Origin of the sequence: Streptosporangium sp. LJ11, assembly GCF_051918945.1 — a bacterium.
In the GTDB taxonomy this organism is placed as follows: Bacteria; Actinomycetota; Actinomycetes; order Streptosporangiales; family Streptosporangiaceae; genus Streptosporangium.
The window spans coordinates 472726-496181 of record NZ_JBPXMB010000002.1 but is presented as its reverse complement, the minus strand read 5'-3'; the positions used below and the strand labels follow the sequence as shown (position 1 = coordinate 496181).

Annotated in this window: 21 protein-coding genes; 14 read left to right on the top strand and 7 right to left on the bottom strand. The window is 71.3% G+C overall.

Translation table 11 applies throughout. The features are described from left to right. The first annotated feature begins 151 nt into the window (after positions 1-151). The 3 genes from dhaK to ACTOQ3_RS04615 all read left to right on the top strand — a co-directional run bounded on the left by dhaK (position 152) and on the right by ACTOQ3_RS04615 (position 2323). Complete coding sequence (dhaK, locus tag ACTOQ3_RS04625; protein WP_440082137.1) at positions 152-1144, top strand: dihydroxyacetone kinase subunit DhaK; 993 nt, start codon at positions 152-154, stop codon at positions 1142-1144. Next, positions 1144-1869 (top strand): dihydroxyacetone kinase subunit DhaL, encoded by a 726-nt coding sequence (dhaL, locus tag ACTOQ3_RS04620; protein ID WP_440082136.1) that lies wholly within the window; start codon positions 1144-1146, stop codon positions 1867-1869. Before dhaK ends, dhaL begins: the two co-directional genes overlap by 1 nt. Positions 1870-1951: 82 nt before the next feature. Continuing rightward, complete coding sequence (locus ACTOQ3_RS04615; protein ID WP_440082135.1) at positions 1952-2323, top strand: PTS-dependent dihydroxyacetone kinase phosphotransferase subunit DhaM; 372 nt, start codon at positions 1952-1954, stop codon at positions 2321-2323. 156 nt (positions 2324-2479) lie between these two features. Here ACTOQ3_RS04615 and ACTOQ3_RS04610 read toward each other — a convergent pair whose 3' ends face one another. Together ACTOQ3_RS04610 and ACTOQ3_RS04605 are read right to left on the bottom strand one after the other, a co-directional pair. Continuing rightward, positions 2480-2842, bottom strand: a complete 363-nt coding sequence (locus tag ACTOQ3_RS04610; RefSeq protein ID WP_440064848.1) for a hypothetical protein — start codon at positions 2840-2842, stop codon at positions 2480-2482. Between the two features lie 304 nt (positions 2843-3146). Continuing rightward, complete coding sequence (locus tag ACTOQ3_RS04605; RefSeq protein WP_440082134.1) at positions 3147-4526, bottom strand: hypothetical protein; 1380 nt, start codon at positions 4524-4526, stop codon at positions 3147-3149. Between the two features lie 277 nt (positions 4527-4803). Between ACTOQ3_RS04605 and ACTOQ3_RS04600 the strand changes: the two genes are divergently transcribed. Continuing rightward, entirely contained in the window at positions 4804-5181 is a 378-nt protein-coding gene (locus ACTOQ3_RS04600) for a hypothetical protein (RefSeq protein ID WP_440082133.1), read from the top strand. A gap of 39 nt (positions 5182-5220) precedes the next feature. Then, complete coding sequence (locus ACTOQ3_RS04595; protein ID WP_440082132.1) at positions 5221-6405, top strand: serine hydrolase domain-containing protein; 1185 nt, start codon at positions 5221-5223, stop codon at positions 6403-6405. Between the two features lie 142 nt (positions 6406-6547). On the opposite strand, the gene ACTOQ3_RS04590 is transcribed toward ACTOQ3_RS04595, so the two are convergent. From ACTOQ3_RS04590 to ACTOQ3_RS04580, 3 genes are all read right to left on the bottom strand, one after another. Next, entirely contained in the window at positions 6548-7240 is a 693-nt protein-coding gene (locus tag ACTOQ3_RS04590; RefSeq protein ID WP_440082131.1) for an RraA family protein, read from the bottom strand. A gap of 177 nt (positions 7241-7417) precedes the next feature. Then, complete coding sequence (locus ACTOQ3_RS04585) at positions 7418-8545, bottom strand: cellulose binding domain-containing protein (protein ID WP_440082130.1); 1128 nt, start codon at positions 8543-8545, stop codon at positions 7418-7420. Between the two features lie 383 nt (positions 8546-8928). Further along, positions 8929-9984 carry a LacI family DNA-binding transcriptional regulator gene (locus ACTOQ3_RS04580; RefSeq protein ID WP_440082129.1) on the bottom strand — a complete coding sequence of 352 codons (1056 nt, stop codon included), beginning with the start codon at positions 9982-9984 and terminating at the stop codon, positions 8929-8931. A 132-nt stretch (positions 9985-10116) separates the two neighbouring features. On the opposite strand from ACTOQ3_RS04580, the gene arfA reads away from it, so the two are divergent. Genes arfA through ACTOQ3_RS04560 form a run of 4 tightly spaced genes read left to right on the top strand, consistent with a single transcriptional unit; the run spans position 10117 to position 14747 of the window. Beyond that, positions 10117-11631, top strand: coding sequence for an arabinosylfuranosidase ArfA (arfA, locus tag ACTOQ3_RS04575; protein WP_440082128.1), 1515 nt, complete (start codon positions 10117-10119; stop codon positions 11629-11631). A gap of 4 nt (positions 11632-11635) precedes the next feature. Then, entirely contained in the window at positions 11636-12976 is a 1341-nt protein-coding gene (locus ACTOQ3_RS04570; protein WP_440082126.1) for an extracellular solute-binding protein, read from the top strand. After that, positions 12973-13914 carry a carbohydrate ABC transporter permease gene (locus ACTOQ3_RS04565; RefSeq protein WP_440082125.1) on the top strand — a complete coding sequence of 314 codons (942 nt, stop codon included), beginning with the start codon at positions 12973-12975 and terminating at the stop codon, positions 13912-13914. Before ACTOQ3_RS04570 ends, ACTOQ3_RS04565 begins: the two co-directional genes overlap by 4 nt. Further along, positions 13911-14747: a carbohydrate ABC transporter permease gene (locus ACTOQ3_RS04560; RefSeq protein WP_440082124.1), complete on the top strand. Its 837-nt coding sequence runs from the start codon at positions 13911-13913 to the stop codon at positions 14745-14747. The genes ACTOQ3_RS04565 and ACTOQ3_RS04560 overlap by 4 nt, the downstream gene beginning before the upstream one ends. A gap of 72 nt (positions 14748-14819) precedes the next feature. Here the strand turns inward: ACTOQ3_RS04560 and ACTOQ3_RS04555 are convergent, their stop codons facing one another. Further along, positions 14820-15395, bottom strand: a complete 576-nt coding sequence (locus ACTOQ3_RS04555; protein ID WP_440082123.1) for a dihydrofolate reductase family protein — start codon at positions 15393-15395, stop codon at positions 14820-14822. Between the two features lie 165 nt (positions 15396-15560). Here ACTOQ3_RS04555 and ACTOQ3_RS04550 point away from each other — a divergent pair, with 165 nt between their 5' ends. The 5 genes from ACTOQ3_RS04550 (at position 15561) to ACTOQ3_RS04530 (ending at position 19131) form a co-directional block, all read left to right on the top strand. Then, positions 15561-15908 (top strand): winged helix-turn-helix transcriptional regulator, encoded by a 348-nt coding sequence (locus tag ACTOQ3_RS04550; RefSeq protein WP_440082188.1) that lies wholly within the window; start codon positions 15561-15563, stop codon positions 15906-15908. 5 nt (positions 15909-15913) lie between these two features. Continuing rightward, positions 15914-16756 (top strand): isocitrate lyase/PEP mutase family protein, encoded by an 843-nt coding sequence (locus tag ACTOQ3_RS04545; protein ID WP_440082122.1) that lies wholly within the window; start codon positions 15914-15916, stop codon positions 16754-16756. Between the two features lie 115 nt (positions 16757-16871). Then, the gene (locus ACTOQ3_RS04540) at positions 16872-17660 is read left to right on the top strand and encodes a glycoside hydrolase family 16 protein (protein WP_440082121.1); all 789 of its coding nucleotides are present in this window, start codon (positions 16872-16874) and stop codon (positions 17658-17660) included. 350 nt (positions 17661-18010) lie between these two features. Further along, the gene (locus ACTOQ3_RS04535; RefSeq protein WP_440082120.1) at positions 18011-18715 is read left to right on the top strand and encodes a hypothetical protein; all 705 of its coding nucleotides are present in this window, start codon (positions 18011-18013) and stop codon (positions 18713-18715) included. 38 nt (positions 18716-18753) lie between these two features. Then, positions 18754-19131 carry a hypothetical protein gene (locus ACTOQ3_RS04530; RefSeq protein ID WP_440082119.1) on the top strand — a complete coding sequence of 126 codons (378 nt, stop codon included), beginning with the start codon at positions 18754-18756 and terminating at the stop codon, positions 19129-19131. Positions 19132-19243: 112 nt separating this feature from the next. Here ACTOQ3_RS04530 and ACTOQ3_RS04525 read toward each other — a convergent pair whose 3' ends face one another. Continuing rightward, entirely contained in the window at positions 19244-21910 is a 2667-nt protein-coding gene (locus ACTOQ3_RS04525; RefSeq protein WP_440082187.1) for a LuxR C-terminal-related transcriptional regulator, read from the bottom strand. Between the last annotated feature and the right edge of the window lie 1546 nt (positions 21911-23456).

The window sequence follows — 23456 nt, the reverse complement described above, 5'->3', positions numbered from 1 at the left end:
CGTGCCCACCGGTCCTCCCTGCCCGGCGACGGCCGCGCGCCGGTCCCGCCCGCCCCGGTCCGGCCGAGACATCGAAGCCGGGAAGGAAGCCGGGAAGAGCTTCCGCGGCCGATGCTTGCCATCGCCCGCGAACAGGGCGAGTTTGGGAACTGTGAAAAAGCTCATCAACGATGTCGAGTCCGTCGTTCCCGATGCGCTGCGCGGCGTCGCGGCGGCCCATCCCGGGCTGCGGGTGGACGTGGACAACCAGATCGTGTTCCGGGCCTCGGGACCGCGCCCCGGCAAGGTGGGCCTGGTGTCCGGCGGCGGGTCGGGGCACGAGCCGCTGCACGCCGGATTCGTGGGGTACGGCATGCTCGACGCGGCCTGCGCCGGTGAGATCTTCACCTCCCCGGTACCCGACCAGATGATCGAGGCCACCGCGGCGGTGGACGGCGGGGCGGGCGTCCTGCACATCGTGAAGAACTACACGGGCGACGTGCTGAACTTCCAGATGGCCGCCGAGCTGAGCGGCGAGGAGGGGGTGCGGGTGGAGAGCGTGCTGGTCGACGACGACGTGGCCGTGCGCGACTCCCTCTACACGGCGGGACGCAGGGGCACCGGCGCCACGCTGTTCGTCGAGAAGATCGCCGGGGCGATGGCCGAGACCGGCGCGCCGCTGGCCGAGGTCGCGCGGGTGGCCAGGGAGGTCAACGCCCGCAGCCGCTCCTTCGGGGTCGCGCTGAGCCCCTGCACCACACCCGCGGCGGGCATGCCCACCTTCGATCTCGCCGACACCGAGATCGAGCTGGGCATCGGCATCCACGGCGAGCCCGGCCGGACGCGCTCGGCCATGCGCCCGGCCCGCGAGCTGGTCCACCTGGCGATGGACGCCGTCCACGAGGACCTGCCGATCTCCGGCGACACCCTCGTGATGGTGAACGGCATGGGCGGCACCCCGCTGATCGAGCTGTACATCGCCTACGCGGCCGTCGTGGAGCACCTGGCGGAGAAGCAGGCGCGGGCGGCGCGTAACCTTGTCGGCAACTACGTGACGAGCCTCGACATGCAGGGATTCTCGATCACGGTGTGCCGGTTGGACGAGGAGCTCACCCGGTTGTGGGACGCCCCCGTCGAAACCCCCGCGCTGCGCTGGGGCCGCTGATGGCCTCCGGCACGGACGCCGCCCCGAACACCGGCACGAACACCGGCACCGATACCGAGACACACACCGACACGGACGACACCGAGATGAACACCGCGATGGACACCGCCCTTTTCGCCGCCTGGATCGAGGAGACCGCCAGGACCGTCGCCGCCGAAAAGGAGCGGCTGACCGGCCTGGACGCCGCGATCGGCGACGCCGACCACGGCGTCAACCTCGACCGGGGCCTCACCGCGGTCACCACGGCCCTGGCCGGCAAGGAACCCGGCACCCCGGGATCGCTGCTGGTGCTGGTGGGCAACACCTTGATCCGCAAGGTCGGCGGGGCGTCCGGCCCCCTGTACGGCACGGCGTTCCGCGAGGCGGGCAAGACGCTGGGCGACACCCCCGAGGTGTCCGTCGCGCAGCTCCACGCCGCCCTGGAGGCCGGGCTCGCCGGGGTGCGCAAGCTGGGATCCGCGGCCGAGGGCGACAAGACCATGGTGGACGCCCTCGCCCCGGCCGTGCGGGCACTGGAACAAGCCGTACAGGACGGGAAGGACCCGGCGGAGGCGGTCGGGGCCGCGGCGGCGGCGGCCCGTACCGGAGCCGAGGCGACGATCCCGATGCAGGCCCGCAAGGGCCGGGCCAGCTATCTCGGGCCGCGCAGCGTGGGCCACGAGGACCCCGGCGCCGCCTCCACCGCGCTCATCCTCTCCGCCCTGCACGCGGTGGTGGCACGATGACCCGCTCCCCGCTCCGGCCGGAGGCGGGCGGCCGCCGGCTCGCACCCGGTCGCGAACCGGCCGGCGGACCCGTGGTGAGCCCGTGGTAGGCATCGTCCTCATCTCGCACAGCGGCCCGCTGGCGGCCGAGGTGGCGCTGCTGGCCTCGCAGATCGGCGGCACGAACGTCCCGCTGGCCGCCGCGGGCGGCACCGAGGACGGCGGCCTCGGGACCAGTCCCGACCTGGTGGCGGCGGCGATCGAGGAGGTGGACCGGGGAGACGGGGTGATCCTCATCCCCGACCTGGGAAGCTCGGTGCTCACCGCCCGGCTCTTCGCGGACGAGCGCGTGGTCATCGCCGACGTGCCGTTCGTGGAGGGGGCGATCTCGGCCGTCGTGTCGGCGGGCACCGGCTGTGCGCTGCGGGCCGTGCTCGCGGCGGCCGAGGAGGCGAGGACCTTCCGCAAGCTCTGACGCGCGACCCCCGCCCTCCGGGGAGGGCGGGGTCCGGCGTGCACGCGAGGCCGGGGCGGTGGTGTGGGGATCGTCCTGGTTCGGCGGACGCGCGGGACGGGCCGGCGCGTGGCCACGCGGAGACCGTCCCGGTTCCGGCGGACGCGCGGGACGGGGCTAGCGCGTGGCCAGCAGGCCCTCCAGCAGGCCGAGGACGGCCTGGACCGGAGGGGGCGTGGTGCCGAACTCCACGTCGGTCCCGCTGACGGAGTCCATCACGCTGACCGAGCTCTGCGGCAGCCCCCAGCGCTCACCGCCGTCGTGACCCACGCCGACCTCGATACCGGCGAAGGTGACGTACTCCCAGTTCTTGAGTTCCCTCCTGAGCGCCTCGTGGCCGCGCACGGTGGCCCACTCGGCGACGGCCGCGAGGATGTCGCTGAGCGTGTTCTCGCGCTCCTTCAGGTCTCCGGACTGGAGTTCCTCGATCTGGCGGTCCAGCTCGGCGCGCTGGGCGAGGAGTGCGTTGAGGTCGCTCATAGGGGGGCCTTTCAGGGGAGGTGAGAGGTATGCGGGTGGAAGCGGCGCGTTCTACTGAAGGTTGTTCACGAGAGGATCGGGCCTCCACCCGGGCAGAACCCCGCCGCGATCCGCGAGCTGCCGGAGGCTTCGCCGATCGCCGGAGAGGACATTGCCGTCATGCGTCACATAATGGTGCCGTACGAGCCCACCCGGCGTCGATCCGTCTCGGGGAATCATCACCGCTCAGAGGCATCTGGCATCGAGACGGCCGCTCGTGTCGTCGTCTCCCCCGCCACCCGGCGGTCGCCCCGGGAGCGGTGGGTCAGGGTACGGCGTCGCGAGCCCGGGCGGTGAGGTCGAGATACTCCGCACGGCCCAGCGTCCGGACCTCGAAGCCGAGCCCGCGTCGCGCGGCGAAGCGGTGCGCGTCCTCCGGCGGCCACGGGCCGGGCAGGTGGCGGACGGGCCTGCCCTCGCCGTCCACCACGAAGAGCCCGGACAGCCTCTCGTGGCGGTAGGCCATCAGGCCGGCCGCGCAGCCCAGGTCAGGCCCGATCTCCAGGTCGTCGGGGACCATCCGCGCGCCGAGCCCGACGCGCAGCGTCCTCCCGTGCGGGACGCGTGCCGTCCTCCCGCGCGGGACGGAGAGGTACGGCCCCCCGGGTGGCCCGAGCGCGGCACCGCGCCGGATGCGCGAGGCGTGCCACGCCTCGCGCACGGGCTTCAGGACGACGAGCAGGGGGGCGAAGAAGACCGCCAGCCACTTGGCGTCCAGCAGGTCCAGCAGCATCCCGCCCAGCGCGGACAGCCCCCGCCACGCGAACCAGCCGCCCGTCGTGACGACATAGGCCATCGCGAACAACCCCGCCGCCCCGGCGCAGACCGCGACGGTCTTCTTGGCCCTGGACATCCGGGGGATCTCCAGCCCGGTGAGGCGCGTCCAGCCGGGGGCCCGCCTGCTCAGCGCGGTGCGGACCGCCCTCGGCGGCGCCACCAGGGCATCGTGCACGGGAAGTCTCCGGCCGGCCGCGAAGGCGGCCACCTCGTGGGCCGGCCACTCGCCGGGAAGGTCGGCGAGCACCAGCCCGTCGGCGTCGAGCACGGCGAGCCCGGTGAGGGAGCGCGTCTCCTCCTTGCCGGAGACGAGCACCCGGCGCTCGTACCGGTAGTGGTACAGGGAGGCGGGCATGAGCCGCAGCGAACGCCCCGCCACCGGATCCGCCGCGACCAGCGTCCGGCCGTCCCAGCTGAGCGTGGTCGCCGGGCAGGGCGCGCCCTCCAGCGCACCCTCGCACGGCCGGAGCTCGCCGGACACCTCGTCGTACGGCCGGAGCCGGAGCGCCACCTCGTAGGGAGAGTGGGTGCCACGCACCGGCAGCCCCACGTCCGCCGTGTTGCGCCACCCACGCGCCCGGGTCTCGATGTCGGCGTAGCCCTCCCGCTCCGCGGCATGGGGCCGATACTCGAAGAGCAGCCCGGCGTGCACGGCGAACGCCTCCACCAGATGGCGGGGCCTGGCCCCCGGGGAGTCGAGCATGCCCCTTCCCGCGGCGTTCAGGACCGCGACCCCATAGACGACCCCGTTCTCCCGGGGAAGGCGGTACATGACCAGGCGGGCCGCACGTTCCTCACCGGTGAGCGGCAACCGGATCGGATGGCGCCCCGGCACGTCGACGACGAGACAGTTTTCGTCCACACGCATCTCACACCCGCCCCCGGCGAGCGATCGTGTCACCCCTATCGCCACCCCTGCCTTTCCCCCGGCGATGCCTCCCGCTTTCCTGGAACGACGCATGAAGCGTCCACAAAGTTCCAACGCCGGAGATAACGTCGTCTCTGATATTGACGATGTTCCAACGCCCACCCTAATATCGTCTCTGGTAGAGACGATGTTCGATGTGTCCGTGGACGCGGGACTCCGCTTCGGGCGTGGTAGTAATGGGACCCACGGAGAGGCCGGACAGACAAGTTGGTACGCCATGACCGAGCACTTCCTCGGCGTTCTCGGCGTCGGCGAGGCGCTGGGGGTGAGCCGGCACGCGGTGCACAAGTGGCGCTCACGCCATCCGCGCGATTCGCGTCACCCCTTTCCCGAACCCGACGTCGAGGTCGACGGAGCCCCCGGCTGGCGGGCCGATCGGCTGGAGGAGATCGCGCGGTGGCGCGACGGCCTGCCGGGCCGCGGCACGGGCGGAGGCCGTCCTTCCGCCGCACGTCAGGAGTACCTGAGAGCGGCGGCGGCGCGTGGCCTGGACCGGGACGAGGCGGTGCGCGCACTCGTCACGTTCACCGAAGAGTTTCCCGAGATGACCGAGCCGGAGATCTGCGCCTGGCTCATCGAGAAATGGCGCGGCTAGCACCTCCGGCGACACACACCAGACGGAAGGCGATGACGCATGCCCGAAATCGGAGGAACCACCGCACCGGGGTTCGAAGGGGTGCGCGAGGCGTTCGCGGCCAACCTGGCCGGCGGGCAGGAGGTGGGCGCCGCGGTCGGCGTCTACCTGCACGGCCGGAAGGTCGTCGACCTGTGGGGCGGGATCGCCGACCCCGCGACCGGCCGCCCCTGGGAGCGCGACACGCTGCAGGTCGTCTTCTCCACCACCAAGGGCGTCACCGCCGCCTGCGCGCACCTGCTGGCCCAGCGGGGCGAGCTGGACCTCGACGCGCCCGTCGCCGAGTACTGGCCGGAGTTCGCGGCGAACGGGAAGGATCACATCCCGGTCCGCTGGCTGCTCACCCACCAGGCCGGGCTTCCCGTGATCGACCACCCGATCACCCCGGCGGAGGCGATCGCCTGGGACCCGATGGTGAACGCCCTGGCCGCCCAGCGTCCCGCCTGGGAGCCGGGCACCGAGCACGGCTACCACGCGCACACCTACGGCTGGCTGGTCGGAGAGGTCGTCCGCCGGGTGACCGGCCGCAGCCTCGGCACCTTCCTCGCCGAGGAGATCGCCGCGCCGCTCGGCCTGGACCTGTGGATCGGACTGCCGGAAACCGAGCTGCACCGGGTCAGCCGGATCGTCGCCGCCCCCGTCGACCTGGACGCGTTCGCCCGGATCGACCTGGACGCTTTGCCCGAGCCCGCGCGCGAGGTGATGCGGGCCTACGCCGACCCCACCTCGCTGACCAGGCGGGCGACGAGCGTCATCACGCCGATGCCGAACCACGACGACCCCGCCGAGCAGGTCGCCGAGATGCCCTCGACCAACGGCATCTGCACGGCCCGCGCGCTGGCCCGTTTCTACGCCGCGCTCATCGGCGAGGTCGACGGACACCGCATCCTCACACCCGCCACCCTGGCCGCGGCGACCGCGGAACAGACCGGCGGTGTCGACCGCGTCCTGCGGGTGCCGGTCCGGATCGGCACCGGTTTCGGCCTGCCGACCCCCGACGCCTTCTGGTACAGCCCGACCGCCTTCGGGTTTCCCGGCTACGGCGGATCGCTCGGCTTCGCCGACCCGGCGACCGGCCTCGCCTTCGGCTACGTCATGAACCACATCCAGGAAGGCGTGCCCGACCGCAGAGCCGCCGACCTCCTGGAGGCGGTCCACGACGCGATCGGGGCCGGGGCCCGATAGGACCCCGGGGTGCGGGCGACGGGGAGGTACGGGGCCGGTCATCCTCCCGGCGTGCTCGAAGATCCTGTCCTGGGCCGCCGCGGGAGCGGGACACTCCCCCGGACGTGACCGGCCGTCACGTCCGCGGCGGTCGGGACACGGCCTACTCCTCGATGGCTCCGCCGACGCGCCGGAGATGCCGCCGGAAGGTGTACGAAGGATCGGCGTCGCGCCGCGCCAGGTAGTCGTCGAAGGCCGTCTGCCGGCGCAGCGTCTCGCCCTCCCGGATCCTGCGGGCCTGCTCGCGCTCGGTCCGCCCGATCCGGCGCGCCGTCGCCAGCACCCCCTCGACGTGCTCGGCGGCGACGAACAACACGCCGTCGTCGTCGCCGAAGACGACGTCGGCGGCGCTCACCAGGTGCGGCCCGAATCGCGCGGTGGCCAGCGCCTCGGGTTCCCGTTCGTCCAGCCGCACCGGACCGGGCGGGTAGCGGCCGTAGCTGAACACCGGAAGTCCGATCTCCGCCAGCTCCGGCGTGTCGCGGTGCAGCCCCCACACCACCAGGCCCGCCATCCCCGCCGCCTCGGCCTCCAGCACCGCCAGGTCGCCGACACACGCCTCGTCCTGGCGCCCCCCGTTGTCGACGACCAGCACGTCACCGCGCCCGGCCCGGCCGAACGCCTCCAGGAACACGTCCACGCTGCCGTAGTGCCGCGCCGGCAGCGCGCGTCCCGCGATCCGGTGTCCGGGGACGACCGGGCCGATGCCGGGCGGCGCGGCGCGCAGGGGCAGGCCGCCGCGGACGCAGGCATCGGCCACCAGCGGCGTGGACAGGTCGGCGAAAGCCTCCAGCATGGCGTTCTCCCCTGCTCGGGCCTCCTCGGCGCCGGCGGCGCGCGGACGCGGCGAGGGGGACGTCGACGGTGTCCCCGATCTTACCGAGCGGCACAACCGGCACCGGGATCCGCTGACGGCCGATCCCGGTGCCGCTCAAGCCGGGACCGTGGTCCGGGCCGCACCGCCAGGGCGCCCTCAGCCGCCGACGGCGCAGTCCCTTCCGTTGAGGGTGAAGCTCGCGGGGGTGGGCGGGGGACCGCTGGACGAGGCGACGAACCCGACCTGCACCGTCGAGCCGGGGGCGATGACCCTGTTCCAGTGCTTGCTCGTGCCGACGATCCGCGAACCGGTCTGGCTCCAGTCCGCCGACCAGCCCGAGACGAGGCGCACGCCCGGCGCCGGGTAGTCGACCGTCAGCGTCCAGTCCTCGAACGCGATCGTGCCGTTGTTGCGCACGGTGATGTTCGCGGTCAGCCCCGAACCCCACGTCGTCGCCCGGTACGACACCGTGCACGACGGCGGCAGCGGGCTCGGGGAGGGGAGACCTTCCCTGGCCAGGACGGACAGCGGGTCGGACGGCGCGCTGAGGTTGCCGGCCGCGTCCCTGGCGACCACGACGTAGGTGTAGCGCTGCCCGATGACCACCCCGGGCCCTCCGGAGCCCTGGTACGAGGGATAGGTGGTGGTGCCGACCTTGGCGTAACCCGTCGCGGTCTCGCGGTAGACGTCGTATCCCGTCACCGCCACGTTGTCGCTCGACGGCTGCCAGCAGAACGCGACGCCCCGGTAGTCCCACAGGCAGGGCTCGCTCAGGCCGGTCGGCCTGGACGGGGGCACGCGGTCGCCCGGCAGCGGGGTCGGCGAGGCGGTCGGGGTCATGCCGACCGTCGCGGACACCGTGATCAGGGTGGAGGGCGGGCTGACGTTGCCCGCCGCGTCCCTGGCCACGACGTACATCGTGTACGAGCGGTTCAGCTCGCCCGAGAAGCCGCCGATCGTGCCGGTCGTGGTGGCGGCGAGGACGAAACCGCCGGCGTCCAGGCGGTACAGGTCGTAGCCGACGACCCCCGTGTCGTCCGTCGAGGGGTCCCAGCAGATGGAGGCGTAGCCGGTCGGGGTGGAGGCCTGCGGCACCGGGCAGGGCCGCGTGCCGGCGGGACGCGTCGGCGGGGTGGTGTCGTCGGCCGCCCCCGCCGGAGCGGCCACGTACGGGGCGCCCCTCGCCGGGGCGGCGGCCAGCGCCGTCTCTCCGGCCGGGCCGATCACCAGTGCGGCGGCGAGTAACGCCAGGGAGAGGAATCCGAGGGTGAGAAGGACCGCCACAAAGGATCGCCTGCCGAGTTGCATGATGCCCCTATCGAACCGCGTCGGCGTGTGACCCCCCGCAGGAATTGTGAATCATCTTCGGCACCCCGTAAAGCCGCGATGTCGCCGGTCGACGAAAGCGCAGGTGGGCGCGGGTGGATGCGTCATTATGGCCGCATATGGGCTCTCGGTGTACCGCGACGGGAACCAGCCGTTGTCGTCCCCGGTGTTCCGCGCCGTTAAATCTTCCCGGTTGACGTGTCCGGGCCTTTTGCCCGCCGATTCTCTCGCGGAGGGACGGTCAGAAATGATCTTGCAAATCGAGCCGGGGCCTTTACGATGTAGATTTATTACCGGATCGCGGTCACGAGGACGGCCGGGCCCCGGAAGGGGCACGCCGGTCACCGCCCGAGGGTGCTCTCCCTGACCATGAGCCGGTAGCCCGCGCCCACCTCCTTCGGGGGGCGGTCGGCGGGGCCGTCGATCCGCTGCTTGAGCAGGTCGACCGCGGTCCGGGCCAGCTGGGCCTTGTCGGGGGCGACCGTGGTCAGCGTCGGGGTGCTGAAACGGCCGTCCTCGATGTCGTCGAGGCCGGCCAGCGCGACGTCCTCGGGCACTCGCAGGCCGGCGGAGAGGACGGTCCGCATGGCGCCCAGTGCCAGCAGGTCGTTGAAGCAGAAGACCGCGTCGGGCGGTTCGGCGCGCTTCAGCAGCGCGGCCATCGCCGCCGCCCCCTGGTCCCTGCGGTAGCGCTCGACCGTGGCGACCGTCTCGGGCAGCCCGTGGGCGGCCATGGCCTCGCGGTACCCGGCGAGGCGGAGCGGGGCGGTGCCGCTGGCGGCGTTGTCCTCGGCCCCCAGCGCGGCGACGCGGGTGCGGCCGAGCCCGATCAGGTGCTCGGTGACGTCTCGCGCCGCCCGTACGTTGTCGATGGCCACGTGGTCGGCGGGACCGTCGTGGATCCGCTCGCCCAGCAGCACGAGCGCGGTGGCGTCGGTGCGCGCCGCGAGCTCGTCGGCGCCGATGGCGATGGGACTGAGGATCACCCCGTCCACCCGGTGGTCGCGGACCCCGTCCAGGATGCGCCGCTCCCGCTCCAGGCGGCCGTCGGTCTGCTCGATGACCACCAGCCACCTCAGCTTGGCCGCGGCGTCGATGACGAACCTGGACAGTTCGGCGAAGTAGGGGGCGTCGAGCTCGGGCAGCGCCAGGGCGATCACGCCGGTGCGTCCCTGACGCAGGCTTCTGGCCGACAGGTTGGGCCGGTACTCCAGCTGGGAGAGCGCCTCCTCGACCTTGGCCCGCGTCACGGGCGACACGTGGGCGTACCCGTTGACGACGTTGGAGACGGTCTTCACCGACACCCCCGCCAGGCGCGCGATGTCGCGCAGGCTCGCACCCACCCGCTCCCCCATTCCCGCCGCGGTCTCCGCCGCCCGGCCCGGCCGACGCTCCACGGACCGTACGAGATCCGATTGCGACGATCGTAACGCCCCGGTATCGACTTCCGGAGCACCTGTTTACAACGTTGAAACAACGTTGTAGAAACCCCCTACCACGAAATGTCGCGTTAACAGAGAGGTCGTGTCTTGGCGACCACCGCCCGTCTCACCCTGGACCCCGCCTTCCGGATCGGCCCGGTGGAGCCCCGGCTCTTCGGTTCCTTCGTCGAGCACATGGGCCGCTGCGTCTACACCGGCGTCTTCGAGCCCGGCCACCCGCTGGCCGACGCCGACGGCCTGCGCACCGACGTGCTGGAGCTGACCCGCGAGCTCGGGGTGACGCTGGTCCGCTACCCCGGGGGCAACTTCGTCTCCAACTACCGCTGGGAGGACGGCGTCGGCCCGGCCGAGGAGCGGCCGGCACGGCTGGACCTCGCCTGGCGGAGCCTGGAGGGCAACCGCTTCGGGCTCAACGAGTTCATGGCCTGGGCCGCCAAGGCCGGGGTCGAGCCGATGATGGCGCTCAACCTCGGCACCAGAGGGGTGGCCGAGGCGCTGGAGCTGGTCGAGTACACCAACTACCCCGGCGGCACGCGCCTGTCGGACCTGCGCCGCTCGCACGGCGTCGACAAGCCGCACGACGTGCGGCTGTGGTGCCTGGGCAACGAGCTGGACGGCCCGTGGCAGATGGGTCACAAGACCGCCGCCGAGTACGGCCGGCTCGCCGCCGAGACCGCGCGGGCCCTCAAGCGCTTCGACGACGGCCTGTCGCTGGTGGCCTGCGGCAGCTCCAACAGCGGCATGCCGACGTTCGGCGCCTGGGAGGCCGAGGTGCTGGAGGCGACGTACGAGATGGTCGACTACATCTCGCTGCACGCCTACTACGACCCCTCCGACGGCGACGCCGACTCCTTCCTCGCCAGCGGCGCCGACATGGAGCACATGATCCGCTCGATCACGGCCACCGCCGACCACGTGGGCGCGAAGCTGCGCAGCAAGAAGCGGATCAGGCTCTCCTTCGACGAGTGGAACGTCTGGTACCAGAGCCGTTTCTCCGGCGAGTCGTCGCTGGACTGGGAGGAGCGCCCGCGGCTGATCGAGGACACCTACGACGTGACCGACGCGGTGGTGGTCGGCAGCCTGCTCATCACGCTGCTGCGCAACACCGACCGGGTCGGCGTCGCCTGCCAGGCACAGCTGGCCAACGTGATCGCCCCGATCAGGACCGAGCCGGGCGGCCCGGCGTGGCGGCAGAGCATCTTCCACCCGTTCGCGCTGACCGCGCGGCACGCCCGCGGCCAGGTGCTGCGGGTGGAGCCGGAGTGCGAGGTGATCCCCACCGCCAAATACGGGGAGGCACCCGCGATCTGGGCGACCGCCACGCACGACGAGGCGACCGGCGAGCTGGTGCTGTTCGTGGTCAACCGCGACCGGAACGCCCCGTGCGCGCTGGAGCTCACGCTGCCCGAGGGGCTGCGGCCCGTGGAGCACCTGGAGCTCACCGACGACGACCTGTCGGCGGTCAACTCCGCCGACGCGCCCGACCGTGTCGTCCCCCGGCCGGGCGACGGCCCGCGCCTGGAGGGCCGCCGCGCCTTCCTGAACCTCTCACCCGTCTCGTGGAACATCGTCCGCTTCGCCGCCCCTTCCCCCCAGGAGTAGGAACATGACCAGTCCTCTGTCCCGCCGCTCGTTCATGGGCCTGACCGGCGCCGCCGGTCTGACCGCCGCGCTGGCCGCCTGCGGCGGCGGCACCAAGCTCGGATCCGGTGCCTCCTCCCCGGCCCCGGCCGCGCCGACCTTCTCCGGCGGGGAGTACTCCGGCCCCAAGGTGACCCTGGACTACTGGAACGGTTTCACCGGCGGCGACGGCCCGCACATGCGGACCATGCTGGAGGCGTTCAACAAGGAGTACGCCGGCCGTATCGAGGTCCGCAACGTCACCCGGCGCTGGGAGGACCTCTACCCGGCCATGCCGACGGCCATCACCGCGGGCAAGGGCCCGGACGTGGCGGTCATCCACAACGACTGGATCGGCACCTTCGCCACCCGCAAGACGCTGATCCCGCTGGACGACGTGGTCGGCGCGCTGAAGCTCAGCGAGTCCGACTTCATCCCCGCGGTGTGGAACGCCGGGATCTACGAGGGCAAGCGCTACAGCGTCCCGCTGGACGTGCACAGCCTGGCCGACTACTGGAACACCTCCCACCTGGAGAAGATCGACCTCGACGACGCCCCCGCCGACAGGGCCGGGTACGAGGACGCCCTGGGCAGGCTGAAGGAGGCCGGGATCGAGAACCCGTTCTGGATGCCCAGCAAGTGGCCGGCCCACCTGATGTTCATGAGCCTGCTCTGGCAGTTCGGCGGCGAGCTCTACAGCGAGGACGGCGCGAACGCGCTCTGGGGCTCCGAGGCTGGCGCCAAGGCCCTGGGCTGGATGGTCGAGCAGATCGACAAGGGCTTCAGCCCGGCCAAGGTCGCCCAGGACAGCCAGTACGCCGCCTTCAAGAACGACAAGGTCAGCTTCACCTGGGACGGCATCTGGCAGATCAACGACCTGAAGACCAACGCCAGGTCGCTGAAGTGGGGCATGTCCCCGATCCCGAACATCGGCGGCACGGCCGCGGCCTGGGCCTCCTCGCACAACTTCGTGATGACCTCCCAGGCGGGCAAGGACCCGAACAAGGTCCAGGCGGCCAAGTTCTTCATCGACCACATCAGCCGCCAGTCCACCGAGTGGGCCAAGGCCGGGATGATCCCGGCGCGCAACTCCGCCCGCCAGGACCCCGCGATCGCCGACCTGCCGCAGATCAGGATGGCCTCCGACGTGAACATCTTCCGCTTCCTGCCGCCGCTGCCCGGCGTCGGCGACGTGCAGTCCAAGGCGCTGGAGCTCGCGGTGGCCAAGGCCGTGCTGAAGCAGGCGTCCCCGGCCGACGCGCTGAAGGAGGGCGTGGCGTCCGCCGACAAGCTGCTCGCCGCCAACAAGCGGAAGTACGGGAAGTGAGCCTGCTCGCCGAGCGGAAGGGCCGGTCCCCCGCCCCCGGGGACCGGCCCCCCGCCGCCGGGACCACGCCCAGGATGCGGCCCTGGACGCCGTACGCCTTCCTGGCCCCCTACCTCGCGCTGTTCGCCGTCTTCATGCTGCTGCCGATCGGCTTCGGGTTCTGGACCAGCCTGCACGAGTGGGACATCAACCTCCCGGACAAGCCGTTCGTCGGGCTGGAGAACTACGCCGAGCTGTTCGACCCGGCCAGCGTGGACGGCTCGCGGTTCTGGACGGCCATGCGGGCCACCGGCATCTTCACCCTCGCGTCGGTGCCGCTGCTCATCGTGCTGCCCCTGCTCACCGCGCTGCTGATGAACGGCCGCTTCGCGGGACGCAACGTCTACCGCGCCGTCTACTTCGCGCCGTACGTGCTGGGCGTGGCGGTCGTCGGGTTCGTCTGGCAGTTCCTGCTGGACGGCAACATCGGCCTGGTCAACCACTACCTCGGCCTGGACGTGCAGTGGACCACCGACGTGCCGCCCGCCTGGGTCGCCCTCGTGGGCGTGACGGTCTGGTGGACGCTCGGCCTGAACTCGGTCATCTTCCTCGCCGGGCTTCAGGACATCCCGCGCGAGCTGCACGAGGCCGCGATGGTCGACGGCGCCTCCGCCTGGCACCGGTTCCGCTCGGTGACCCTGCCGGGGCTGCGGCCGGTCACGGTGTTCGTGGTCAACGCCACGATCCTGGCCTCGGCCAACATGTTCGGCCAGTCCTACATCATCACCCGCGGGGCGCCCGCCGACCAGACGAAGACCGCGATCTACCTCATCGCCGAGACCGGCCTGCGCCAGTTCGACATGGGCACCGCGTCCGCGATGAGCTTCATCCTCGCCGCGTTCCTGATGGTGGCCAGCGCCCTGGTCTTCGGCGCCTTCAGAGACAGGAGCACGCGATGACCCTCGACACCCGGCGGCTGCGGCGCGCCCTGCTGCACCTCGTCCTGGCGGTGATCGCGGCGCTGTACCTGAGCCCGCTGGTCTACATGTTCGTCACCTCGTTCAAGACCCGCGAGGCGGCCGGCTCCACCGAGCCGCAGTGGATCCCCGACCCGATCTCGCTGGACGCCTACCGGCAGCTGCTCGGCAGCGCCGACAGCCCGATCATGACGTGGTTCCTCAACAGCCTCGCCGCCGCCACCGGCCACGCGGCCCTGGTCCTGGTGACCGCCGCGCCGGCCGCGTACGCGCTGGCCCGGCTCCGCTTCCGCGGCCGGAGCACGATCTTCGCGACGGTGGTGGCGACGCTGTTCGTGCCGCCGGTGGTGCTGCTGATCCCCAACTTCCTGATCGTCAACGAGCTCGCCTGGGTGGACAGCCTGCCGGCGGTGATCGTCCCGGCGGCGGCGGGGGCGTTCGGCGTGTTCTTCCTGCGGCAGTTCTTCGTCACCCTGCCCGGGGAGCTGGAGGAGGCCGCCGAGCTGGACGGCTGCAACCGGTGGCAGATCTTCACCACCATCGCGCTCCCGCTGGCCCGCCCGGCGCTGGTCACGCTGTTCCTGCTGTCGTTCCTGACCAACTGGAACGACTTCCTGTGGCCGATCTTCGTGCTGCTCAGCCCCGAGTCCCTCACCCTCCCTGCGGGCCTGGGCAACTTCCAGAGCGCCAACAGCATCCGCTACGACCTGTTGATGGCCGGGGCGGTGATCGCCAGCCTGCCGGTGATCGTGCTCTACCTCGTCGCCCAGCGCTGGGTCATCGAGGGCATCTCCCGTTCGGGCCTGAAGGGATGAGCGGGCCCGCCGCCGGTGGGCTCTCGCCGCCGTCCGCCGCTCGCCCGGAGCGCGAGCCCTCCGCGACCTGCCTCAGCACGAGCTCGCCCGCCTCGCGTCCCGGATGGCGTAGCGATGCATCGTGACGCCCTGCTCGAACGATCGCTGCTCGAGTAGGTCGAGCTCGATCGGCAGGTCGTAGTCGTCGAACAGCGGCCTGCCGAAGCCGAGGATTTCCGGGTGGGTGAAGAGCAGCAGCTCGTCAAGCAGCCCGGCCCGGAGCAGCTGCGTCGCGATTGCCGCGCCGCCCACCCCGATGGGGCCGTCGGTCTCGGCCCGCAGGGCGGCGAGCCGCTCGATCGCGTCGTCTCCGCCGACGATCCGGGTGTCGTGATCGGCGCTGTGGCGGGTGCGGGAGACGAGCACCTTGGGCTTGGCGGTCCAGATCTCGCCGTACTCACGCAAGACGTCCGGCAGCGACGTGTCCTCGCGCGCCCGTGGCCAGAACTCCTCCATGGTCTCGTACATGACCCGGCCCTGGACCATCAGGGCGAGCGTCTGTGCCCGGGCGTTGAACTCGCGGTGCAGTTCCTCGCCGATACGCAGCCACTCGCCCGCGCCGTTGTCCCCCGGAACCTGCTCGATCCGCAGGTCGAGGGACACGTTCATCCAATACACGAAGTGGCCCATCATCTCCTCTTCCACCATAGTGATTGCGTTTTGCAACTACTGTAGTGAGGACGAAATACCTGTCAAGGAGGAATCGTGGAACCACGGTCCGGGTGTCCGATCAACGCCGCCGTCGAGGTGCTCGGAGATCGCTGATCGTTGCTCGTGCTGCGCGACGTCATCTTCGGCGACCGCCGCTACTTCCGGGTGCTGCTCACCGGATCGATCGAGGGCATCGCTTCGAACATCCTCGCCGACCGCCTCGTGCGGCTCGTCGAGGCGGGGATCCTCACCCGCGGCACCGCATCGCGGGGGCAGCGCGCTCGCTACAGCCTCACCGAAACCGGCATCCAGACTCTTCCGATCATCCACGCCCTCGGCGGCTGGGGCCTCGACTGGTGCCCGGGCAGCGACGAGCTCCGGAGCCGGCAGCAGCTCATGCGCGATTTCGATACTCCGCGGTGGCTTCGCGAAATAGGTTTGATCGGGCTTCAGTACCGTCTGATGAAATAACCGGCATGACGACACTTCGCGGCAAGGCCCTGTTGTTCCGCTCGATGCACGTCCCCGGCCGGCCGCTGGTACTGCCCAATGCCTGGGACGTCGCCTCCGCGCGTATCGTGACGGATGCCGGCGCCGCCGCGGTCGCCACCACCAGCGCCGGCGTCTCGTGGGCCCTGGGCTATGGAGACGGCGACCACCTGGACCGGGACCGCGGCCTCGACCTGATCGCTCGGGTCGCCGCAGCGGTCGACGTTCCGGTGACAGCCGATGTCGAAGGCGGATACGCGCCCGACCCCGCGGGGGTGGCCGAGACCGTGCGGGGCGTGCTCGCGGCCGGAGCCGTCGGCATCAATCTGGAGGACTCACTTCGCGCGGGCCCGGCCCTGCTGCGTCCCGTCCCGGAGCAGTCCGAGCGCATCGCGGCTGCCCGTGGTGCCGCGGACACCGCTGGTGTGCCGCTGTTCATCAACACCCGAATCGACACGCACCGTCTGCCGGCCGGGGATCCCGCGGTACGGCTGAAGGAAACCCTGGCCCGGGCCGAGGCCTACGTGGCGGCCGGCGCTGACGGGGTGTTCGTTCTCGGGGCTCTGGATGCGGAGACCATCACGGCGCTCGTGCGTGCGGTGTCCGTGCCGGTGAACGTCCTGGCGGGTCCCGGGACTCTCACCGTGCCCGCGCTCGCGGCGTTGGGCGTGGCTCGGGTGAGTGCTGGATCCTCGATCGCCGAGGCGGCCTACGGGCTGGTCGCACGTGCCGCCCGGGAACTGCTCACCGACGGCACCTGCGGAGCCCTTGAGGGCGGTCTTGAGTACGGCACCCTCAATTCGTTGCTGCTGGCAGAACCTGGCCGCTGATCCGTGAGCGGTCCGCGCCGCCCCCGCCCGCCCACACCCGCGCCGCCCGTGACCGCGGCGGCCGACCCGGCGTATGGTCCTTTCCGGAAAGACGGCGGCAGGAAGGTGGGGACCCGTGGCGTGGGCCGGCTACGAGCTGGAGTTCGAGGACACCTTCGAGGCCGACCGCCTCGACGAGGATCGCTGGGTTCCCCGATACCTGCCCCAGTGGAGCGACCGCGCGGCCTCCGCCGCCCGCTACGAGCTGGACGGCGGGCGTCTGCACCTGCTGATCGAGGAGGACCAGCCGCCCTGGTCGCCCGAGCTCGAGGGGCCGCTCCGCGTGTCGTCGCTGCAGACCGGCGTCTTCGCCGGTCCGGTGGGAAGCACGATCGGGCAGCACGGGCGCGGTTCCAGGGCCGTCGTGCGTGAGGCCCAGCGCAACGTCCGGCTCTACACCCCGAGGTACGGGCTGATCGAGATGCGGGCCAAGGCGATCGACGACCCGGGATGCATGGTCGCGCTGTGGATGATCGGCTACGAGGACGAGCCGGAGCGCTCCGCCGAGATATGCGTGTGCGAGATCTTCGGCCGGGACGTCGGACCGGACAGCGTGAAGGTGGGGATGGGGCTTCACCCGTTCGGGGACCCGGAGATCACCGACGACTTCACGGTGGAGACCCTGCCCATCGACGCGCGGGAGTTTCACGTCTACGCCGCCGAGTGGACCTCCGAGCACGTCGCCTTCTTCGTCGACGGGCGCCGTGTCCGGACGGTTCACCAGTCGCCGGGCTATCCGATGCAGCTGATGCTGAACATCTACGAGTTCCCCGAGCCGGACGGGTCGCCGAGGCCCGGACACGCCTATCCCAAGCGGTTCACGGTCGACTACGTCAGGGGCTACCGTCCCGTCGCCTCCGGCTGAGCCGGTCGGCGCCGGTCGGCGCCGGCCGGCGCCGACCGGCGTCGCCACCGCCCGCCACCCGGACGCGGGCCGGAGGGACGGAAGCACGCGACGGCCCGGCGGCTCCGGCGTACGGGGCCGGGTGGCCGACACGGGTGGCGCGGACGGCAGCGGCGAGCGCGCGGGCCCCGGAGAAGCGGGGCGGGGACGATGACGATCGAGAGATCGCATCGCGCGGCCCCGGCGTTCATGGTGAGCATGAGCAGTCGCGCACGGAGGAATGAGTAGTCATTACTCTACCTCTCGAATTCCACGGCTGAAAAAGTTTCTCTTATCGAAAACAGTATTCCGATTTCGAAGGGGAAATGAGAATGAAGCTCCGCACCCTGTCCGCGGGACTCGCTGTCGCGGCCGCGGCGGTGATGGTCGCCGGGGGTCCCGCGACCGCCGCGGACGGCCCTTCCGAGGCCGACGTCAGGACCGCCATCCAGCACGCCGTGTCGGGCAAGGCCACCACCGCCGACCTCGAGATCATCAAGAACGACCCCCAGCTGGCCCGTACGGTGCCGGTGTCGGTGAAGGCGGGCGATCCGGTCGTCACCAAGGTCGACCCGCCCCAGAGGCCCGGCGGCCGGGACTCCTCCGCGTCGCGCGCCGCGCTAGCGTCCTACCAGCAGAAATGCTGGGCCGTCGACCACCCGCTGACGCTCACTTCCTGGGCGGGCCTCACCATCTACACCTGGCATCACGCGTTCTCCTACTGCACGGCGAACCAGGTTTCGGGCTGGGAGAGCACCCGTGTCATCTCCGAGCCCATGTACAACCGACGTGACTACTTCACCGACAAGTCCTCCGTCGCCTACCCGCAGGGCCTGGTCACCGACGTGGTCCGCGCCTTCGTGGGCGCGCCGGTCGGAACCAACACCACCGGCGTCGGGTCGCCCCACTACTCCCACATGGCGCGCGGGGTCAACCTCTGCTTCGCCCAGTTCAACTGCTACGCCAGCAACCTGCCGCAGAGCAAGCTCACCCTCGGTTCGGAAGGCGTCGCGGTGGCGCTCGCCTCCGCCCTGTGAAAACGCCCGCCGTGAATTCGAGAGGATATGGAAACGCCATGAACAATATCGTCAGGAAAGCGGGCGCCGTCACACTCGCCGCGCTCACCGTACTGGGCCCGGCCTCTCCGGCGGCCGCCGCGGGCACATACAAATATCTGGAGACGGACAAGGTGGCCTGCCCGGCGTGGGCGACCGGAACCTACTACGACGCCTACCGCCCGACCGGCTATCGCGCCTTCGCGAACGAGTGCCACACCAAGCCCCACGCCTCGAGCGCGCGGGTCCGGCTCGTCACCAGTTGCTCATGGGGCTTGACCTACCGCAGCGAGCCGGCGGCGGTCGTCGAGGGCCGCTGGACGAGCTTCACGACCCCCGCGCGGACCGAGTCCGGCTGCCTGTTCGGGGTCTCCGATTACTGGCTCGAAGCGGTCTGACGCGCCGCCTGCGCCACCCGGGTCCCGCCCCGCCGGCGAAGGCGGGCGGGACCCGGCGACTCCGCGGCCGCGCCGCCCGCGCCCCTGTGCGCGGGCGGCGCGGCCGAGTGGTTCACCTGTTCGTGCGGCCGAGCCGGCCGGTCAGCTCCTGGCGGTTCGAGACGCCGAGCTTCGCGTAGACGCGCTGCAGGTGGTTGTCCACGGTCCTGACGGAGATGGTCAGATTGGCCGCGATGTCCTTGCTGGACATCCCTCCGGAGGCCAGGATCGCCACTTCGCTTTCCCTGGTCGTGAGCGGCACGGCCGCGTCGGCCGCCTGGAGCAGGGGCGTGCGCGCGCCCTCGCACAGGGCGGCGTTCGCGGCCGCCCGCGCGGCGGCGGCGGAGGCCTGCCTGGGGCTGCCGGAACGGCGCCACAGTTCCGCCGCCGCGCCCGCCGCCTCCGCCGCGAGCAGGCTCGCCCCCATCCGGTCGAAGTCGCCGGCCACCGCCATCAGGCCGTCCTGGTCTCCGGCGGCCAGCGCGGCCGCCAGCCGTGCCCGGGCGGCGGTGAAGGGCCCCCCGGCCTTCGCGAGCTCCGAGAGACCGTTCGCCGCCTCCGCGGCGCCGCCGAGCCGCGCGAGGTCCGTCAGCAACATGGCCTCGGAGGAGAACTGCCCCCGCTCGCGGGCCTCGGCCGCCGCCTCCCGCAGCACTCTCCTGGCCGCCCCCTGCTCTCCCCGCGCCACGTGCGTCCACGCCTCGCCGAGCCGTTCCTCGGGCACGTACACCGGCGCCGCGAGGCCGGCGTACTCGGCGAGGGCGGCCTCCGCCGCGCGCACGTCACCCTGCAGCGCCGCGGCCGCCGCGAGCCCGGCGAGGGCGAGTGGACGGATGATCACTGCCTGGGGGCGGGTGTCGTGCGCGATCTCCGCGTACCAGCGGCGCGCCGAGGCCGGGCGGCCGGCCGTCCAGGCGTTGCGGGCGAGCGGGAAGACCAGGAGCGTACGCTGCCACCCGGTCGGCACCCAGCCCGAGTCGGTGTAGGCGCGCTCGGCGGTGACGCGGGCCTCCCGCAGACGTCCGATCTCGGTCAGGGCCAGGACGAGGGCGGACCACGCGGCCGCCTCCTGCGGGGCGTGGCCCCTGCCTTCCGTCCTCGCCTTCGCGCACAGGGCCACGGCCCGCTCGGCCCACGGCACCGCCTCCTCGCTCCGGCCGAGAAAGGACAGCGCACTGGCCCTCGTCGCGGCGGCGGCCGTCCACGCTGCCACGCCCGCGATGTCACCCACCGCCGGTTCCTCGTCCAGCATGCCGTCGAGCAGGCCGAGGCTCTCGGCGTGGTGGCCCAGGCTGGAGAGTATGTTGGCTTCGTTCACCTGCAGCGCCCACCGGCCCGCGGCGCTCGTGACGCGGTCGCGCGCCGCGCCGTTCGCGGCGACGGCCTCCTCGCGGGCTGCGCCGCGGCACCACATGAGGTTGTGGGTGCGCGCCAGCGCCACCGCGAGCGCGCGGCTCTCCGTGGTGGCCCGCCCGTCGGCCCGGCACAGCACGTCCTCGGCCTCCTGCGGCCGGCCCGCCTCCGAAAGCGTGCGGCCGAGCAGAAGCAGGGCCGGGAAGGTGAGGTCGTCCTCGGGGATCGCCCGGAGGAAGGCGAGCGCGCGGGCGTGGTCGTCACCGTACGCGGCGAGCCGGGCGGCCTGGAGGAGGAGGGCCGGATCGGCGGTGCCGGTGCCGGCGAGCCGGTAGGAGGCCAGGCGCATGGCGTCCTCCCGGCGGCGCGAGCCGGTCCGTTCCAGCCTGTCCGCCTGCTCGCGCAGGATCTCCCTGCGCCGCCTCTCGGTGATGCCCGGGGGCAGCACCTCCGTGTAGAGAGGGTGCGCCAGGCGGGCGTACGTGCGCCGTCCCTCCCGTACGACGGTGACGAGTCCGGCTCGCTCCAGCTCGTCCAGGACCTCGGCGCCGGGCTCGCGTTCGAGGTCGGCTACGGACACCGGGCCGCACAGCGCGAGGACGTCGAGAAGGCGACGGCCGCACGGCGCCACCGTCGCGAGCCGGTGGCGGATCAGATCAGTGAGGCGGCGGGTGACCGGAAGGGGCTCGGTGGCGGCCAGCTGCCAGATCTCCCCGTCGTTCGTCAGCCGGCCTTCGGCCAGCGCACCGCGCACCAGTTCGCCCAGATAGAGCGGATTGCCTCCGCTCGCGGCGTGTAATCGGTCGATGCTCTCCCGGTGGACGTGCCCGGCCAGGGCGTGCTGGAGGAGCTCGTTCACCTCCCGCCACGTCAACGGCGCGAGGTCGGCGTGATGGACGGCATCGCCCCGCCCGAGCGTCACGACGCTCTCCAGGGACGAGGCATCCGAGCGCACCGTGCCCACCAGGAAGACGGCACCGGTCTCCATGAGCTGGCGCAACAGCAGGGCCGAGGCGGAGTCGAGCAGGTGCAGGTCATCGATGAGCAGAACGAGACGGGCCGGTGCGCCGTAGGCCCGCGACATGAGCCGGACGGCCGTCGCGAAGCCCGCGACGGGATCCGACAGATCCACGCCGTCCGGCAGGAGATGTGCTATCGCCCCGAGGGGGATCTCCGCCGCCGCGCCGGTCGCGGCGGCGCGGCCCACGGCGTGCCCCTGCAGCTCCGCGACGGTGAGGCATTCCTCCGCCAGCCGGGTCATGCCGACGCCGGGCTCACCGAAGATGAGAAAAGCCTTGTAACCGGTTTCATTGAGGACCGCCTTGAACGCCTTCAGCTCCGCGTCGCGGCCCACCAGGGGCCATCGTCTCGCCACCACCTCAACCATCGTCACCGCGGCTTCTCCTTCCACTGGACAGTCGGGCGTGTCGTACGGGGGCCGTCCGGAGACGCCCCCGATCGCCCACGGGAGCCGGGGCCGGGGAGGAGCAGGTGCAAAAATCCGCACACCGGTGGTGATGCGGTTTCGACGACGGCATCCCCCAGCACCGCCTGCTGGACGGCTGATCGTCAAGGTGATGTGTGGCGGCAGCCGGCCTGCGCGCCATTCTGGGAGCATTTCCGAAATATGTCAATTTAATTAAGCTGCAGCTTAGCCGGTGAAATACCGAAATGTTTCGGTCACCGCCGCGCCGCCCGCAGCGTGAAGAGCGCGTCAGGCGGTGATCTGCGCCATGGCCTTCTGAAACGGCAGGCCACACTCTCCCGGTCATCACAGGAGGGAGTCTCGGAGTTGAACGTCACGGGGCTGGTCCGGCATATCACGCCACGGTAAAGACCGGGGGCCTGTTCCCGCAGATCACGATGGCCGCTACGTATCTTTGTGTCATCCCGTTCGGGCCGGTCGCCGAAGGAATGCATCCGCGCCATGTCCGACGAGCGACCACCAAACGAGTCACAGTCTTGGTACGGCAGCCGCCATTCGTTAGTTGAGCTGGGAATATGCGGTGGCCAGGCGGGTTCGCTGGTGGAATCGGCGGGCTGGGCTTGATGTCGGCGCAGATCGCCGCCGCAGCGAGGCCGCGGTCGCCCGCGTCCGGCCCCGGTGGGTGTAGATGTTCAAGGTCGTGACGGCCGGGTTACGCCCGGGCAAGTGTTGAACGCTCACGCGGTAGGGTGCGGTGCGCTGAACTGTCAGGGGCATCGGAAAGGCGCGCTCCATGAAACGTGCGGGCGTCATTTTAGACGACACGGAACGACTGCAGTGGGATTTCACACCGCTCATGAGCGTTGGACCACTACGGTTTGGAATGAGTCATGACGAGGTGATGGCTGCGCTGGATACGGATGTCCCTTCCAGCCAGTCTGACGGATGCGGAGTGCGCCATGCGTGGTTCCGTCTGCCTACCTCTCACGGGAGTGCCCTGACGACGTACTATGCGGAGTCTGGACGCCTGTCCTGCATCGCGGTTGACGCGCTTCACGGTCCTCAGGTGACGATGGATGGCCTTCGGCTGGTTGGACGTGTGCCGTCCGAGTTGGAGGATCTATTCGTTGATCACATGCTGTCGCGGGGACTGCCGGAGGCGGTCCGCTCCTCTCAGTACGGAAATCTCGGAGCTGACGAGCTTGGGCTCGTGATGCGTGCGCAACGCGCCGGAGATGTCGTCTTGACCCGTCCGGTCTTTGTTGCCCACGAGTGGTCTGATCGTGTCTGTGACGCGTCAGAGGGCTCCGTCCCTGATGAGGAATGGCGGGTGTACTGCTGACGAAACACACCACCTGATCACTTGCGTACTTCGCTCCTTCGCCGCAGGGCTACAACGGCAGCCGCCGTGGCCGGGATGATGCGCCGCCGGCCGATGCGATCTTGTGAGGCTTTTCATCCTGACGGCCTGGTGCGGCAGGCCCGCGGAGAACAGTGCCCCCGTGAA